Origin of the sequence: Curtobacterium poinsettiae (genome assembly GCF_047226435.1) — a bacterium.
GTDB classification, from domain to species: domain Bacteria; phylum Actinomycetota; class Actinomycetes; order Actinomycetales; family Microbacteriaceae; genus Curtobacterium; species Curtobacterium poinsettiae.
The window spans coordinates 1409739-1424189 of record NZ_CP178434.1; the positions used below are offsets into that span (position 1 = coordinate 1409739).

A 14451-nucleotide genomic window follows, 5' to 3' on the forward strand; every position below is an offset into this window, starting at 1 on the left:
CACCGAACGAAGGGGCTCCCCGTGCCCGCCATCACACCGTTCCTGTGGTACGACGACCAGGCCGAACAAGCCGCCGAGTACTACGTCGGACTGTTCCCCGACAGCCGCGTCGACAGCGTCAGCCGGATGCCGGACGGCCGCGCCCTCGTCGTCGAGTTCACCCTGCTCGGCACCCCGTACCGCGCGATGAACGGCGGTCCCGGCCACCCGCACACCGACGCGGTCTCGTTCCAGGTCGACGTGGACACCCAGGACGAGCTCGACCGCCTGTGGGACGCCCTGCTCGCCGACGGCGGGAGCCCGATGGCGTGCGGATGGCTCACCGACCGCTGGGGTCTGGCGTGGCAGGTGACCCCGTCGATGCTGGGGGAGCTGATGAGCGGATCGGGTGACCCCGATGCCAACGCTCGGGTCTTCGAGGCCATGATGCAGATGGTCAAGCTGGACATCCCGGCGCTGCAGGCCGCGGCCGCCGGTCACTGACCGCACTCCAGGCCGACCCGCCGGTATGGTGACCGGACGAGAAGACCGCCGGCCGGCGCCGGCACCGACAGGCTGGAGCCACCATGGACCACCCGAGCTCCAAGGTCCGGAACAGCGACATCAGCAGGGCGTACACCGAGCTGGCCCGCATCACCCGTCGGGCGAGCATCCGTGCCCGGGGCTCGGACCAGGTGCTGAGCGTCGTCGACCAGTCCCTCGTCGACTTCGTGGTGCAGCACCCGGGTTGCATGGCCATCGACATCGCCCGGTACCTGCGGCTGAACCGTTCGACGATCTCGCGGCAGCTGTCCGGGCTCCTGGCGACCGGGCTGGTGCGGACGACCGACGGTGGCAGCGGCAACGCGAAGCCCCTCGAGGTGACCGACGCCGGCCGCGCGGCGCTCGAGCGGTCCGTGCAGCTGCACCGCGACGCGCTCGACGAACGGCTCGCCGACTGGTCGGACGACGACATCGCGCTCCTCGCCGGGCTGCTGGAGCGCCTCGGTGCCGCGGACGAGGCCGGGCTCCCGATGCCAGCACCCACCGAGCCGTGACGACGTCGTTCGTCCTGCTGTCCGACACCCACCTGCCGAAGCGCGCGAAGGACCTGCCGTCCGGGCTGTGGGACGACATCGACGCCGCCGACCTGGTGGTGCACGCGGGGGACTGGATCGACCTCGCCACCCTCGACGCCGTGCAGGCGCGGTCCCGACGGTTCGAGGGTGTGCGGGGCAACAACGACGGCCCGGAGTTCGACGACCGCCTGCCGCTCGTCGCCCGCTTCGGGGTCGAGGACCTGCGGTTCGCCCTGGTGCACGAGACCGGCGCGTCGACCGGCCGGGAACGCCGGATGGACGCCGAGTACCCCGACACCGACGTGCTCGTCTTCGGCCATTCGCACATCCCGTGGGACACCGTGGCGCCGTCGGGGATGCGCCTGCTGAACCCGGGCTCGCCGACCGACCGCCGTCGCCAGCCCGACCACACGTGGATGCGCGGCACGGTCAGCGGTGCCGTGCTGTCCGTCGAGCTGGTGCGGCTGCCCCCGGTCGCCCGCTAGTCCCACCCGAGACCCGGCCCCGAGGCGTGTCCTCGGGGAAGTCGCCCGAGGACCGTCCGTCAGCGCGAGACCCAGGCGTCGTGTGCGGCCGTCGGCATCCGGAAGAAGGCGAGCTCCCATGCTGTCGACCGCCGGAACGCCCGCGCCATCCGCCCCCGCTCGTCGGGCGTCGCCGCACGGGCGAGTTCCTCGACGAGCCGGGTCGCCTCGGCGCTCGACGCCGCGAACCCCGGGTCCCCGTACGCCGTGATCCAGTCGGCGAAGGCGTGCCCGTCCTGCGCGACGCCGAGCTGCGAGCCGACCCAGGCGTAGACCCGGAAGCACGGCAGCACCGCGGCGGCCAGCACCGCCTGAGAGCCGGCGTCGGCGGCCTCCTGCAGGTGCGCGAGGTACCCGGCGCACGTGGGGTGCACGGGATCGTCGGCGTGCGAGCCGGCCAGCCGACGGTGGTGCAGGTCGCGCGCCTCGTCGGCACACCCCTGCGCAGCCGCTGCCCAGAACGCAGCAGCACCGGCAGCAGTAGCACCGACCCCGAGCGCCGCCAGGTGCCGTTCGTACGCCCGCAGGTAGTGGACGTCCTGCGCCAGGTACCTGGCGAACACCTCCGGCTCGAGCGTCCCGTCCCGGAGCCCCACCAGGAACGCGCAGTCGATCGTCTCCTGCAGCACCGTCGCCGCGTCCGCCCACCACACGTCCGTGTACGACAGCGCCGGCAGGGCGGCTCGAGTCAGCGCGCCGTGGTCGATCGGACCGTTGCCGCTGCCCACCGACAGGGCGTCGGCTCCGCGGAGCGCCGCCGTCAGCCACTCCTTCGCCACCCCGAGCGCGAGTTCCCAGTCGCCGTGCCGCGCGGCGAGCGTCGCGATCGCACTGGACAGCGAGCACCCGGTGCCGTGCGTGTTCGTCGTCGCGACCCGGGGACCCGTGAACACCCGCACGGTGCCGTCCGGCGCCACGAGCACGTCGTCCGACGTCGGTCCCTCGTCGTGGCCCCCCTTCGCCAGCACGAGGACGTCCCACCGCGCCGCCACGGCACGCGCGGCATCCAGCGACGACGCCGACGAAGCCGCCGACGAAGCCGCACCAGGACCAGCCGCACCGGACCCGGCCAGCTCCGCCAGCACCGCCAGCTCGGCCCGGTTCGGGGTCACCAGGTCGGCGAGCGCGAACAGCGCCCCCACGGCTGCGGCCGCGTCCTCGTCGAGCAGCCGGTCCCCGCTCGTCGCCACCATCACCGGGTCGACGACGACCACCGGCGGCCGGTGCTCCCGCAGCCAGTCCGTCACGACCCGCACGACGTCGACGGTGCCGAGCATCCCGATCTTCACCGCGTCGACCACCACGTCGTCCGACACCGCGTCGAGCTGCTCCCGCAGGAACCCGACGTCCGGCACGTGCACCGACCGCACCCCGTGCGTGTTCTGCGCGACGAGCGCCGTCACGACGCCCATGCCGTACCCGTCATGTGCGGCGATCGCCTTGAGGTCCGCCTGCATCCCGGCCCCGCCCGTCGGGTCGGTCCCGGCGATGCTCAGCACCCGCGGGACGCTCATGCGTCCGCCCCGCGCCGCGTGAAGACTGGGAGGACCGGTACACCTTCTGCGAGCCGCCCCGCCTCCGCCCCGTGGCCGGTTCCAGGGCCCCAGGCGGCCACGTACGCCGCCGCCGCGGACCCCGGGTCGGCCGCGGCGCAGATGCCCGACACGATCGCGACGCCCGCGGCACCGGCTGCCCGGAGCGGCACGACGTCGTCGAGGGTCACCCCACCGATCGCCACGCACGGCACGTCGGTCGCGGCGGCCAGCCGGGCGAACCCGTCGTGGCCGAGGGCCGGCGGGTGGTCGGCCTTCGTCGCCGTGGGGTGCACGACCCCGACACCGAGCAGGTCGACGGTGCCGCGGGGGAGCCGCTCGACGACGGCCAGGTGCGCGAGCGTGTTCGCCGTGAGGCCCACGTGGGCGTCCGCTCCGAGCAGGGCGCGGGCGACGGCCACGGGGACGTCGGACTGGCCGAGGTGCACGCCCGCGACCCGGTGTCCGGCGTGCCGAGCGGCGAGGGCCACGTCGAGCCGGTCGTCGACGACCACGGTCGCACGGTCCCCGACGGCGTCTGCGACCGCGGCGGTGAGCGCCAACAGGTCACGCGCCGAGGCGTCCTTGTCCCGCACCTGCACGATCCGGACCCCGGCGTGCACGGCGGCGCGGACGACCCCGAGCACCCCGATGCCGTGCCGGTCGGCCAGGGCGCCGTCGGTCACCAGGTAGACGCCGAACCCGGCGGACTGCAGCCCGCTCATGCCGACACCGCCCGGGTGTCGACCGCAGGAGCCGTCTCGACCGTGATCCGGGCCTCGCGGACGACATCCTCCGGGGTCAGCGACGCCAACCGGTCGAGGAACAGCGGCTGGAAGGTCCCCGGCCCACCGGCGTCCCGTGCCGCGAGCTCCGCGGCGATCGTGTGCACGGCGGTGGCAGCGACGGCAGCGGCACCCGCGTCCTCCGGCGCGACCGACGTGAACGCGGCGACGACCGCGCCGAGCGCACACCCGCCACCGGTGATCCGCGTGAGCAGGTCGGTCCCGTTCGCCACCCGGACCACACCGATGCCCGGCGCGACCAGCAGGTCGACCGCCCCCGACACGGCCACCGCGGCCACGAGCCTCCCGTCCGAAGCAGTGACGGACGCGACCCGGGCGTCCTCCGTGCCCACGGTGCTGTCGACCCCGCGGCCACCGGCCGAGTCGCCGAGCAGGGCGAGCACCTCGGAGGCGTTGCCCCGCAGCACCGTCGGGTGCAACGCGAGCAGGTCCCGCGCCAGGGCGGTGCGCACCGGCAGCGAGCCGACCGCCACCGGGTCGAGGACCCACGGAGTGCCCGCGTCCCGGGCGGCGTGCACGGCCTCGAGCGCGGCGACCCGCGGTTCGGCGTGCGGAGTGCCGGTGTTCACCAGCAGGGCGTCCGCGACCCGGGCGAACGGCCCCGCCTCGGTCGCCACGTCGACCATCGCGGGCGAGGCCCCGAGTGCGAGCAGCACGTTCGCCGTGACGTTCTGCACGACGGTGTTCGTGATGCACTGCACCAGCGGGGCCCGGGCACGCACGGCCTCGAGCAGTTCGGCGGTTCGGTGGGCCCAGGCAGGGGAGGGCGCAGCGGTTTCCATGGACGATCCCTTCGCGAGTACGAGCTCGAGCAGGTTCGACGGGTGTGATCTCAGCCGCTGGATGCGGCACCCCGTGTCTCGAGCGACACCGTACACGACGCCCGGTGACCACTTCGAGGCCCGCTCCGGGCACCGTGTGCCAGGGTTGGACCCGTGCCAGACGCAACGCCTCCCGGGCCCCCACCCGGCCCCCGCGACCCCGGTGACGCCTGGGCGGTCGGCCCCGACGGCACCAAGGCGTGGGGACGCTTCGGCGCCGCCGGCCTGCTCGTCGACGACGGCGCCGGCCGCGTGCTCCTGCAGCACCGCGTCGAGTGGAGCCACCACGGCGGCACCTGGGGCATCCCCGGCGGCGCACGGCACCAGGGCGAAGCAGCCGTGACCGCCGCCCTCCGCGAGTCCGCCGAAGAAGCCGGCGTCCCCGACGACGCGATCGCCCTGCGCCACACGGCGCTGCTCGACCTGGGGTTCTGGACCTACACGACCGTCGTGGGGCGCGCCTCCCGACCCTTCGAACCCGTCATCGCCGACCGCGAGAGCCTCGCGCTGTCGTGGATCCCGATCGACCAGGTCGACGACCTGCCCCTGCACCCCGGGTTCGGCAGGTCGTGGCCGGCGCTCCGCGCCACGGTCGCGACCACCCCGCACGTCGTCGTCGACGCGGCGAACGTCGTCGGCAGCGTGCCCGACGGGTGGTGGAAGGACCGAGCCGGTGCCGCGTCACGGCTGCTGGCACAGGTGTCGGCGCTCGCCGCGGGCGGGGTGTCCGCGACCTTGCTCGACCTGCCGTTCGCACGGTGGTGGCCCCGGTGGACCGTGGTGCTCGAGGGCGAGGCCCGTGCCGCTGGCTCCGCGGAGCCCGCGGACCCAGACAACGGCACTGGCACTGGCACCGGCACTGGCACCGGCCTTGGCACGGCCACCAGCACCGGCGCCGCCACCGGTGCTGTCGACGTCGTCCGTGCCCCTGCCTCCGGCGACGACGCAATCGTCGAGTCCGCCCGGGCAGCGGTCCGGGCCGGTGACGGGCCGGTCGTCGTCGTGACGGCCGACCGCGAGCTCCGTGACCGCGTCGAGGCCCTCGGCGCGACCGTCCACGGGCCGTCCTGGTTGCGCGACCAGCTCTGAGGCCAGCTCGGCCGCGGGGACCGACGCGCCGTGTTCCGGATGTCGACGGAGCGCCCGTCGCTCGCTTGCCGGTACGCTGGCCCTCCGTCAACGGAGACGCAACAGCAGGAGGTTCCCCTTGGAGCGCATCACCAGGGCCGACGACCGAGTCCACCGCCCCGCAGGGCTGTGGACACCCACGGTGCACCGGCTGCTCGCCCACCTGCACGAGCAGGGGTTCGTCGCCGCGCCGGAACCGATCGCCCTCGGTGACACCCTCGAGACGGTCTCGTTCGTCCCCGGCGTCGCGGGGGAGTACCCCTGGACGGAAGACATCGCCAGCGAGGCCGCCCTCGTGACCAGCGCCCGCCTGCTCCGCCAGTTCCACGACGCCGCCGCCAGCTTCCCGCGCAGCGCCGAGGACGACCTCTGGTCCCAAGCCGACCGGGCCCCGGTCGAGACGATCGTGCACGGCGACTTCGCCCCGTACAACTGCGTCTACGACGGCATCGCCGCCGTCGGCCTGATCGACTTCGACACCGCGCACCCCGGCCCCCGCGTCTGGGACGTCGCGAGTGCCGTCTACCGGTTCGCACCGTTCACCACCGGTGCGGTCGAGGGCTCGACCACCCCCGACCTCGACGAGCGGCTCGCTCGGGCCGCGGAGTTCTGCCGCGCCTACGCCCTCGACGACCGCTCCCGCGGGGTCCTCGCCGAGACGATGATCGCGTCCCTGGTCGCCCTCGTCACGACGATCGAGCACGAAGCCGCGGCCGGCAACCCGAAGTTCGTCAGCGACCTGCAGCACGGCCACGCCGACCTGTACCGCGCCGACGTCGCCTACCTGGAGCAGCACGCAGCAGCCATCACCGCCGCCGTCGCGTGACCACCGGCACGGCCGATCCGCCGCTGGCGCGTTGGTGCAGGACCAGCGGCACGGGCCCAGACCGTACCCAGCAACCATGCGGCGGACTCCGACACTGCCTCCGGTAATGTCGCAGGGCCATGACGGACAGCCCGGCCGACGCCACCCCCTACGAAGTCCTCGGCGTCCCCGCGACGGCTGACGACGAAGCGCTCCGCCGCGCCTACCGGCGGGCGGCCCGCGAGACGCACCCCGACCTCGGCGGCGACGCCCAGCGCTTCCGCCAGGTCCAGCTCGCATGGGAGCGCATCGGCACGCCGGCGGCCCGGCGCGCGTACGACATCGGGTCCCGCGCGTACGGCGCGTCCGGTCCGTCCGGGGCGACCGCCGGCAGGGGTGACACCGGTCGCGACGCCTACGCGCCCCCGGCAGCGCGTCGCGACACACGCCCCCGGGCCCGGTCCCACGGACACCCCGGCGGTCGGTCACGCGAGGTCTTCCTGCAGGCCGAGCGCGAGTGGGTCGGTCTCGGCGACCCCATCGAGGACCCGTACGACCCCACCCTCATCCGCTCCGCGCCCCGCCACATCCGGCGGCTGCTCGCCGAGGCCCTGGCCGAAGAGGCGACCGCCCTGATCGTCTCCGACATGGGGATCGGCGTCACGGTGTGGCACGACCTCGACGCCGGGGCCGAGGGCAAGCTCGACCACGCCGTCCTGACCCCGAGCGGACTCTGGGCCGTCGAGTCCATCGACTGGGGTGCGCCGGTCCACGTCGAGCACGGCGAGATCGTCGGCGAGACGCTCGCACCGGGGGAGCGACCCGTCAAGGAACTCGTCCGCGCCGCCCGTGCCGTGCAGAAGCAGACCCGGGTGCGGTTCTCCGGCCGGCTGCTCGTCGTGCCGGACACCGCCGTCACCGAGGACGTGCAGCTCGTCGGCTCCCCGAAGAAGCCCACGGCGCTCGTCGTCCGCCGGAGCGCGCTGCCCCAGGTGCTGAACGGCGTCTGGTCGCCGGTCGGTTCGGTCGACGTGTTCGAGATCCGCGACCGTCTGCAGCAGACCGTCCGCTTCGTCTGACCCCCGACCGCTGGCCCCGACCCCGGGTTCCGACCGTCACCGTCCGACGCGTCGTACGATCACGGCATGCGCGAAGAGGTCGTCGTCGTGGTCGGCGGGTGGGAGCACGACTGCTGCGGGCCCGCGTACGAACGGGAGACCACGGCGGCCTTCTCCGCGTACGGCAGGACGCCGCGGTTCGCCGAGTCCCGGCACCACGACGACCCGTTCGGCATCACGCAGTTCCGTGGTCGGGTGGCCGACCTGTTCGTCATCGCCGAGGACGGCACCCGCATCCCCGTCCACCGCGTCCCGTCCGGTCGTGCGCTGGGCGGATCGGACCCGGACGACGACGGGCACCTCGAGGCTCCGTGGACCGGAGAACGGATCGAGGTCGAGTCCGACACGTTCGAGATCGTGGTCGATGTCTACGTGCCCGGGTCCGGGTCCGGGAAGCGTCAGTAGCCGCGGAGCTTCTCGAGGTCGCGGCGCTCCCGCTTGCTCGGCCGTCCGGCACCGCGCTCCCGCATCGGGACGAACCCGGCCTCTTCCTTCGACAGCCGCGGCGGGGTCTTGTCCTCGAAGTGCTTCGCGGCCTCGGGGGCGCTCGTGCGCTTCAGGATGATGCCCGTCACCATGACGATCCGGTCGAAGCCGTTCTGCCGCACCCGCACCTCGTCGCCGGGACCGATCGGCTGCGCGGGCTTCGCGCGTTCCCCGTTCACCCGGACGTGACCGGCCTTGCACGCGGCGGTCGCGGCCGACCGGGTCTTCGTGATCCGGACGGCCCAGATCCAGCTGTCGACCCGGGCCTTCTCCATGCCGACACTCTAGGCGGCCCGTACCCTGGGGCGGTGCAGGCGGACGAACAGGCGGCCATCGCGCGGGCCCGTGCGCTCGGAGTGCTCCGCGACGCCGCCATCGGGGACCGCCTGGTGGTCCGCGCACACCACGGGGACGGCGCGCAGGACGCGCTCGGGGACCTGGTGACCCGGACGTCCGACGCCGTGACGATCTCGACCCGCCGGGGCCCGGTCGAGGTCCGGCTCGTCGACGTCGTCGCCGCAAAGCCCGTCCCGCCGCCCCCACCCGCGCGGCCCGCGCGGCGCTGACGCGCTCGGCTCGCGCCGTGCTGGATTCGCGGAGCGGGGGTTGCACGGTGCGGACTTCGTCGGTGGGTGCGTGGCCGGAGGCTCGGTGCGGGGTTGTGGTGCCGCACGGAGCCACCAGCTCCACACGGTGTGGCGCGGCCGGCACCGTGCGGGATTCGCGGAGCCGCACGGAGCCACCAGCCTCGTACGGTGTGGCGCAGCCGGCACCGTGCGGGATTCGCGGAGCCGGGGTCGCACGGTGCGGACTTCGTCGGCGGGTGCGCCGTCGGGGGCTCGGTGCGGGGTTGTGGTGCTGCACGGAACCACCAGCCTCGCACGGTGTGGCGCGGCCGGCACCGTGCGGGATTCGCGGAGCCGGGGTTGCACGGTGCGGACGTCGTCGGCGGGTGCGTGGCCGGAGGCTCGGTGCGGGGTTGTGGTGCCGCACGGAACCACCAGCCTCGCACCAGCTGACGAACCTCGCACCGTGCGAACCAGCACCTCCGTGCGAACCCGACGCACCCCGCCCACCCCGGCGAGCCGCAGGCCCCCACGCCCCGCTCCCGACATACGCTCATCCCATGGCAGTCCCCGTCCCGCTCGGCACCGAGGACCGCACCGCCCGCCTCACCCTCCGCCGCCCGGACTCCTGGCGCCGCGAGGACGCAGCCCAGGCGGACCTGCGCGTCACCGGCGACGACGTCGTCCTCACCGTCCGATCCCGTCCCAGCGACCGCGCGATCGGCGACGAGAACACCGGTCTGCTCGCACGGCTGCCCGGCTCCGTCGAGGGGCTGCTGCTCGTCGGCTGCGACCCCTGGACGGCCGCAGGTGCCCCGGCTCGGCTCGTGGAGTACGTCCGGCCCGACGAACACGGCGACGTCGCCGGCACCCACCTGCTCTTCGTCACCGGTCGGCACCGCGTCGACCTGACGATCGAACGCCCGCTCGCCCGGCTGCTCGAGACCGACGACCTGGTGCTCGCAGTCCTCGAGAGCGTCCGCGCCACCGAGACGGTCCCGGTCCGCCCCGAGCGTGACCTCGAACACCTGCCGGCCCCCGCCCCGGCACCGTCGCTCGACGGCCCCCGGCTCAGCGCGAACGCGATCGGCACCCTGCGGAGCCTCGCCGGACGCCGGTGGAACCCGACGCTCCTCCGCACCGCCGCGGGCCGCGAACTCATCGAGGCGGGCCTCGTCGGCCGGCTCGGCACCCTGCCGGAGTCGACCCAGACCCTCCTCGAGCCCTGGCAGGGCGATGCCCAGCCGGTCACGCTGGAACAGCACCTGCCCGACGGGGGCGAGTCGCGCCTCCAGGCCTGGTCGCAGACCGTCGTCGACGGGACCGACGCGGCGGGCGCCGTGGTCGCCTCCGTCACGCCGGACCGGGCCGTCGCGCTGCTGGCCGGGAGGCTCGGCATCGGTCCGACGTGGACCTTCCCGTTCCGCACGGGGTCGCTCCCAGGGCACCTGCTCGGCCGCAAGCTGGCCGGCGGTCCGGACGTGCCGGACCTGCCGGAGGCCCTGGCCGAGGCCGACCCGCGCCTCGCGCGGTTCTGGGCCGCGCCGTGGACGGTCTCGTACCTGCGTCGACCGGGCAAGCCGAAACCGGTCACGATCGTGCGGGCCGAGGGACACGGGTTCGCGCGCGTGGGGACGACGAAGGCCGGGGAGACCGCCTTCCGGACGGACTCCCCGGCGAACGTGTACCGGTCGGTGGTGCGGGCGCTGCTGGGCTGAGCGCGCCCGGGTTCTTCCGCTACGCGGCGGGGCCGGCGGTCAGGGTGATCGTGACCGTCTTCGCGGTGCCGGCGCTGTCGGTGTACCGGACGCTGACCTTGTCGCCCACCGAGTGCGACTGCACGACCTTGGTCAGCTGGTCTGAGCTCGTGACCGCGGTGCCGTCGATGCTCGTGATCGTGTCACCCGCACCGAGGCCGGCGCTGGCGGCACCGGAGCCCTCGACCGTGCCGGCGACCGGGACGCCGCCCGTGGTGGTGGCGGTGTTGCTGACCTCGACGCCGAGGAACGCGGGCAGCCCGATGGTGATCGTGCTCGACGACTCCCCGGCGAGGATCTTCTGGGCGATCGTCTTCGCGGTGCTGATCGGGATGGCGTAGCCGGTGACGTCGGCCGTGCCCGAGGACGCCGCGGTGGCCATGCCGACGACCTCGCCCTCGCTGTCCAGCACCGGCCCGCCGGAGTCACCGGAGACGATGTCCGCCGAGATCTCGAGCAGGCCGCTCAGCGACTCGGTGCCGGTGCCGGACTCGCTCTGCACCTGGATGTCCTGGTCGGTCGCCGTGACCGTGCCCTCGGCGGAGACGAGGTTGCCGGTGCCCTCGGCGTTGCCGACGTCCTTCACGGTGTCACCGGTGCTCGGCTCGCCGTCGTCGTCGAGCGTGACCGTGGACAGCCCGGAGGCGTTCTCGAGCTTCAGCACGGCGACGTCGTTCGTGGCGTCGGCCCCGACCACGTCGGCCTTGTACTGCTTGCCGGTGGTCTCGTCGGTGACGGTGATGCTCGTCGCGCCCTGGATCACGTGGTTGTTCGTCAGGATCGTGCCGTCGGAGGTCAGGACCATGCCGGTACCGGCCGCCTGTGACGACTCGTCGTAGTTCAGGACGGTGTTGATGGTCACGACGCCCTTCTTGTCGGCGGCCGTCGCCGCGGTGGCGGGGGACTGGGTGCTCGTCCCACTGCCGTCGCTGCTGCCGTCGGTGCCGCTGCCGCTGCCGTCGCCGGGCACCGTGAAGCCGTTCGTGCCGTCGCTGCTGCTGCCGGTACCGGTGCCGGGCAGCGTGGTGGTGCCCTGCGACTGGCTCGACGTGGTGGTGGTGCCCTGCGAGGACAGTCCGAGTGCGGTGCCGCCCGCAGCGCCGACGATCGCGAGGGCAGCGATGCCGGAGCCGATCATCAGCCCGAGCCGGCGGGGGCGTTTCGTCAGACCGGGGTGGTTCGCGGCGCCGGAGTGGGTCGCGGCACCGTAGTGGTTCGCGGTCGCCGCCGAGGAGGCCCAGGCGTGGTTCGCGCCGGCGAGGGCGGGGCTGCCGATCAGGTAGGGGCCGCGGCCGTCGGGCGTGTAGGCGTAGGGGCCGGTGCCGTCCGGGCCGTACAGGTACGGGCCGGATCCGTCGAACGCGTACGCCGGGCACAGGGAAGCCGGGTCGGCGTGCGGTGCCTCCCAGTGCATCCCGGGAGCCTGCTGCTGCGCGGCGGGGGTGCCGTTCTCGTCGTGGTCGGCGGCGGCGGGGTTCGGGGTCTCGTTCATCGGTGCTCTCCGGTCGTCCCTCGACGGCCCGGTCGGGCGTCGATGGAGACCAGTACAGAGGGCTTCCCCATGACGAGCCTATGAACGAACCCTGCGCACGCTCCGGGCTTGCTCGGGGGACTCCGAACAGGGCTCCGGCGTTAGGGTGGCCTTACCTCCATGCCTCCGTCGACGTCCCCGCCCCCGGCTCCCAGCTCCGTCCTCCGACTCGTCGGTGCGACCGTGCTGGCGGTCGTCGTCCTCGCCGTGGCGTGTGCCCTGTCGATCGCGTACGGCTCACGGCCGATCCCGCTCGGGACCGTCCTCGACACGGTGCTGCACCCCGGCAGGAACGACGAGATCGGGCTGATCGTCCTCGGCAACCGCGTGCCGCGCACCGTCGTCGGTCTGCTCGCCGGAGCAGCACTCGGCGTGGCCGGGGCGGTCATGCAGGGCGTGACCCGGAACCCGCTCGCCGACCCCAGCGTCCTCGGCATCAACTCCGGCGCCACCCTGGCCGTCGTCGCCGGGATCGCGCTCTTCGGCGTGAGCGGGACGGCCGCGTACCTGCCCTTCGCGTTCGTCGGGGCCGCCCTCGCGGCCCTGCTCGTCTACGGGATCGCGGCCGTCGCCCGGCGGGGGCTCTCGCCCGTCGGGCTCGCCCTCGCCGGAGCCGTCGTCGCCGCTGCCCTGTCGTCGGTCACCACCGCGGTGCTCGTGACCGACCAGAGCCTGCTCGACCAGCTGCGGTTCTGGCAGGTCGGAGCCCTCGCCGGCAAGGACCTCGGCACGGCTGGGGTCATCACGGCACCGGTGCTCGTCGGGCTGGTGATCGCGTTCGGCCTCGGTCGGTCGCTCAACACCCTGGCGCTCGGGGACGAGCTCGCGGCGTCGCTCGGGCAGCGGGTCGTGCTCGTCCGTGCCGTGGGCGGTCTGGTCGCCGTCCTGCTGGCCGGGTCCGCGGTGGCCGCCGCCGGGCCTATCGCGTTCGTCGGCCTCGCCGTGCCACACGCGGTCCGTCGCCTGAGCGGCCCGGACCACCGGTGGACCATCCTGCTGTCGGCGATCGTCGCCCCCGCACTCCTGCTCGTGGCGGACGTCATCGGCCGCGTCGTCGCGTACCCGGGGGAGCTGCAGGTCGGCATCGTCACGGCACTCATCGGGGCGCCGGTGTTCATCGCGCTCGTGCGGTCGAGGGCGGTGCGGGGATTGTGAAGCCGCTGTTCCGTTCCGTCGGGCTGCGCCGTGAGGTCGCGGTGCTCGTCGCCGTGGTGGTGGTCATCTCGGTGCTCGTCCTGATCGGGCTCGGCGCGGGGTCGATCCCGCTCACGCCCGGTCAGGTGCTGGCCAGCCTGTTCGGCCAGGGGGACCGCATCTCGGACTTCGTGATCGGGCAGCTCCGCGGCCCCAGGGTGCTCGGCGCGGTCCTCGTCGGCGCCAGCCTCGGTGTCGCCGGCGCGATCGTGCAGAGCGTCGTGCGGAACCCCATCGCGAGCCCCGACGTCATCGGGATCACCTCGGGGGCCAGCGCCGCCGGGCTCACCGCCATCGTGCTGTTCGGCGCGAGCGGCGGCATGCTGTTCTCGGTCGTGCTCGTCGGCGCCGTGGTGGTCGCGATCGCCATCGCCGGGCTCGCTTGGCGGAGGGGGATCACCGGGAACCGGGTCGTCCTCGTCGGCATCGGTGTCGCGGCGATCTGCCTGAGCATCACCGGGTGGATGCTCACGAGCGGCACCGTCACCCAGGCCGGAACAGCACTGCTGTGGCTCTCCGGCAGCCTGAACGCCGTCGACCGTGACCTGGTCGGGGTGCTCGGTGTCGCGTTCGTCGTGCTCGGCGTGCTCGCACTGCTGCAGTCCGCTCGGCTGCAGGTGCTGAGCCTCGGGGACGAGGTCGCCGCCGCCCTGGGGCTCCGACCGGACCGCGCGAAGGTGCTCCTGCTCCTCACCGCCGTGTGCCTGACCGCCGCAGCCGTCGCCACCGCGGGTCCGGTGTCGTTCGTGGCGCTGATGGCAGCCCCGATCGCTCGACGCCTGGTCGGCGGCGGTCGGGTCGCCCTCGCGCCGGCGGCAGCCGTCGGCGCCGCGATCACGCTCGGAAGCGACCTGCTCGCCCAGTTCGCGATCCCCGGCAACGCGCTGCCGGTGGGGGTCGTGACGGGTGTCGTGGGCGCGCCGTACCTGCTCTGGTTGCTCGCGCGGGGGCGTTGACGCGGGTCGTGCTGGTTCGTTGACGCTGGTCGAGCTGGTTCGTTGACGTGGGTCATGCTGGTTCGCTGACGCCGGTCGTGCGTTCGCGCATCGCGGAAGTCTCTCCACAGTCCCAGATCGGGGCTGCCGCTCGGGGCTTCGTTTCCGATACGCTGGTAGGCCAAGAGGA

16 protein-coding genes and 1 riboswitch are annotated in these 14451 nt (G+C 73.9%); of the genes, 11 read left to right on the forward strand and 5 right to left on the reverse strand.

The window, feature by feature from the left end:
- Positions 1-21 precede the first annotated feature (21 nt).
- From ACL00U_RS06685 to ACL00U_RS06695, 3 genes are all read left to right on the forward strand, one after another.
- Complete coding sequence (locus tag ACL00U_RS06685) at positions 22-483, forward strand: VOC family protein (RefSeq protein WP_042537368.1); 462 nt, start codon at positions 22-24, stop codon at positions 481-483.
- Positions 484-566: 83 nt separating this feature from the next.
- Complete coding sequence (locus ACL00U_RS06690) at positions 567-1037, forward strand: MarR family winged helix-turn-helix transcriptional regulator (protein ID WP_017886585.1); 471 nt, start codon at positions 567-569, stop codon at positions 1035-1037.
- Positions 1034-1543, forward strand: a complete 510-nt coding sequence (locus ACL00U_RS06695) for a metallophosphoesterase family protein (RefSeq protein WP_071251594.1) — start codon at positions 1034-1036, stop codon at positions 1541-1543. Before ACL00U_RS06690 ends, ACL00U_RS06695 begins: the two co-directional genes overlap by 4 nt.
- A gap of 59 nt (positions 1544-1602) precedes the next feature.
- Here the strand turns inward: ACL00U_RS06695 and thiD are convergent, their stop codons facing one another.
- From thiD to thiM, 3 genes are all read right to left on the reverse strand, one after another.
- Positions 1603-3096 (reverse strand): bifunctional hydroxymethylpyrimidine kinase/phosphomethylpyrimidine kinase, encoded by a 1494-nt coding sequence (gene thiD, locus ACL00U_RS06700; protein ID WP_412873978.1) that lies wholly within the window; start codon positions 3094-3096, stop codon positions 1603-1605.
- Positions 3093-3839: a thiamine phosphate synthase gene (thiE, locus tag ACL00U_RS06705; RefSeq protein ID WP_071251596.1), complete on the reverse strand. Its 747-nt coding sequence runs from the start codon at positions 3837-3839 to the stop codon at positions 3093-3095. Before thiE ends, thiD begins: the two co-directional genes overlap by 4 nt.
- Positions 3836-4702: a hydroxyethylthiazole kinase gene (gene thiM, locus ACL00U_RS06710; RefSeq protein ID WP_071251597.1), complete on the reverse strand. Its 867-nt coding sequence runs from the start codon at positions 4700-4702 to the stop codon at positions 3836-3838. The genes thiE and thiM overlap by 4 nt, the downstream gene beginning before the upstream one ends.
- A riboswitch (TPP riboswitch) is annotated at positions 4691-4786 on the reverse strand. Its footprint overlaps the gene before it by 12 nt.
- A 69-nt stretch (positions 4787-4855) precedes the next feature.
- Between thiM and ACL00U_RS06715 the strand changes: the two genes are divergently transcribed.
- From ACL00U_RS06715 to ACL00U_RS06730, 4 genes are all read left to right on the forward strand, one after another.
- The gene (locus tag ACL00U_RS06715) at positions 4856-5830 is read left to right on the forward strand and encodes an NUDIX domain-containing protein (RefSeq protein ID WP_412873979.1); all 975 of its coding nucleotides are present in this window, start codon (positions 4856-4858) and stop codon (positions 5828-5830) included.
- Positions 5831-5948: 118 nt separating this feature from the next.
- The gene (locus tag ACL00U_RS06720; RefSeq protein WP_042537359.1) at positions 5949-6695 is read left to right on the forward strand and encodes a phosphotransferase enzyme family protein; all 747 of its coding nucleotides are present in this window, start codon (positions 5949-5951) and stop codon (positions 6693-6695) included.
- A gap of 119 nt (positions 6696-6814) precedes the next feature.
- Complete coding sequence (locus ACL00U_RS06725) at positions 6815-7753, forward strand: J domain-containing protein (protein WP_017886592.1); 939 nt, start codon at positions 6815-6817, stop codon at positions 7751-7753.
- Between the two features lie 66 nt (positions 7754-7819).
- Positions 7820-8197 carry a hypothetical protein gene (locus ACL00U_RS06730; RefSeq protein WP_017886593.1) on the forward strand — a complete coding sequence of 126 codons (378 nt, stop codon included), beginning with the start codon at positions 7820-7822 and terminating at the stop codon, positions 8195-8197.
- On the opposite strand, the gene ACL00U_RS06735 is transcribed toward ACL00U_RS06730, so the two are convergent.
- Positions 8191-8553 carry an RNA-binding S4 domain-containing protein gene (locus ACL00U_RS06735; protein ID WP_017886594.1) on the reverse strand — a complete coding sequence of 121 codons (363 nt, stop codon included), beginning with the start codon at positions 8551-8553 and terminating at the stop codon, positions 8191-8193. The two genes, ACL00U_RS06730 and ACL00U_RS06735, sit on opposite strands and share 7 nt — an antisense overlap.
- A 33-nt stretch (positions 8554-8586) precedes the next feature.
- Between ACL00U_RS06735 and ACL00U_RS06740 the strand changes: the two genes are divergently transcribed.
- Positions 8587-8844: a hypothetical protein gene (locus ACL00U_RS06740; RefSeq protein ID WP_017886595.1), complete on the forward strand. Its 258-nt coding sequence runs from the start codon at positions 8587-8589 to the stop codon at positions 8842-8844.
- A 560-nt stretch (positions 8845-9404) separates the two neighbouring features.
- Positions 9405-10562, forward strand: a complete 1158-nt coding sequence (locus ACL00U_RS06745) for a hypothetical protein (RefSeq protein WP_017886596.1) — start codon at positions 9405-9407, stop codon at positions 10560-10562.
- A 19-nt stretch (positions 10563-10581) separates the two neighbouring features.
- On the opposite strand, the gene ACL00U_RS06750 is transcribed toward ACL00U_RS06745, so the two are convergent.
- Positions 10582-12093 carry a S1C family serine protease gene (locus ACL00U_RS06750; protein WP_412873980.1) on the reverse strand — a complete coding sequence of 504 codons (1512 nt, stop codon included), beginning with the start codon at positions 12091-12093 and terminating at the stop codon, positions 10582-10584.
- Between the two features lie 159 nt (positions 12094-12252).
- Here ACL00U_RS06750 and ACL00U_RS06755 point away from each other — a divergent pair, with 159 nt between their 5' ends.
- Together ACL00U_RS06755 and ACL00U_RS06760 are read left to right on the forward strand one after the other, a co-directional pair.
- Positions 12253-13287, forward strand: coding sequence for a FecCD family ABC transporter permease (locus ACL00U_RS06755; protein ID WP_082509334.1), 1035 nt, complete (start codon positions 12253-12255; stop codon positions 13285-13287).
- Positions 13284-14282 carry a FecCD family ABC transporter permease gene (locus tag ACL00U_RS06760; RefSeq protein ID WP_412873981.1) on the forward strand — a complete coding sequence of 333 codons (999 nt, stop codon included), beginning with the start codon at positions 13284-13286 and terminating at the stop codon, positions 14280-14282. Before ACL00U_RS06755 ends, ACL00U_RS06760 begins: the two co-directional genes overlap by 4 nt.
- The last annotated feature ends 169 nt before the right edge of the window (positions 14283-14451 follow it).

Coding starts and splice junctions, on each gene's coding strand:
- ACL00U_RS06730 (WP_017886593.1), top strand. CDS start 7,820: ATGCGCGAAGAGGTCGTCGTCGTGGTCGGCGGGTGGGAGCACGACTGC.
- thiM (WP_071251597.1), bottom strand. CDS start 4,702: ATGGAAACCGCTGCGCCCTCCCCTGCCTGGGCCCACCGAACCGCCGAA.
- thiE (WP_071251596.1), bottom strand. CDS start 3,839: ATGAGCGGGCTGCAGTCCGCCGGGTTCGGCGTCTACCTGGTGACCGAC.
- ACL00U_RS06745 (WP_017886596.1), top strand. CDS start 9,405: ATGGCAGTCCCCGTCCCGCTCGGCACCGAGGACCGCACCGCCCGCCTC.
- ACL00U_RS06690 (WP_017886585.1), top strand. CDS start 567: ATGGACCACCCGAGCTCCAAGGTCCGGAACAGCGACATCAGCAGGGCG.
- ACL00U_RS06725 (WP_017886592.1), top strand. CDS start 6,815: ATGACGGACAGCCCGGCCGACGCCACCCCCTACGAAGTCCTCGGCGTC.
- ACL00U_RS06735 (WP_017886594.1), bottom strand. CDS start 8,553: ATGGAGAAGGCCCGGGTCGACAGCTGGATCTGGGCCGTCCGGATCACG.
- thiD (WP_412873978.1), bottom strand. CDS start 3,096: ATGAGCGTCCCGCGGGTGCTGAGCATCGCCGGGACCGACCCGACGGGC.
- ACL00U_RS06750 (WP_412873980.1), bottom strand. CDS start 12,093: ATGAACGAGACCCCGAACCCCGCCGCCGCCGACCACGACGAGAACGGC.
- ACL00U_RS06755 (WP_082509334.1), top strand. CDS start 12,253: ATGCCTCCGTCGACGTCCCCGCCCCCGGCTCCCAGCTCCGTCCTCCGA.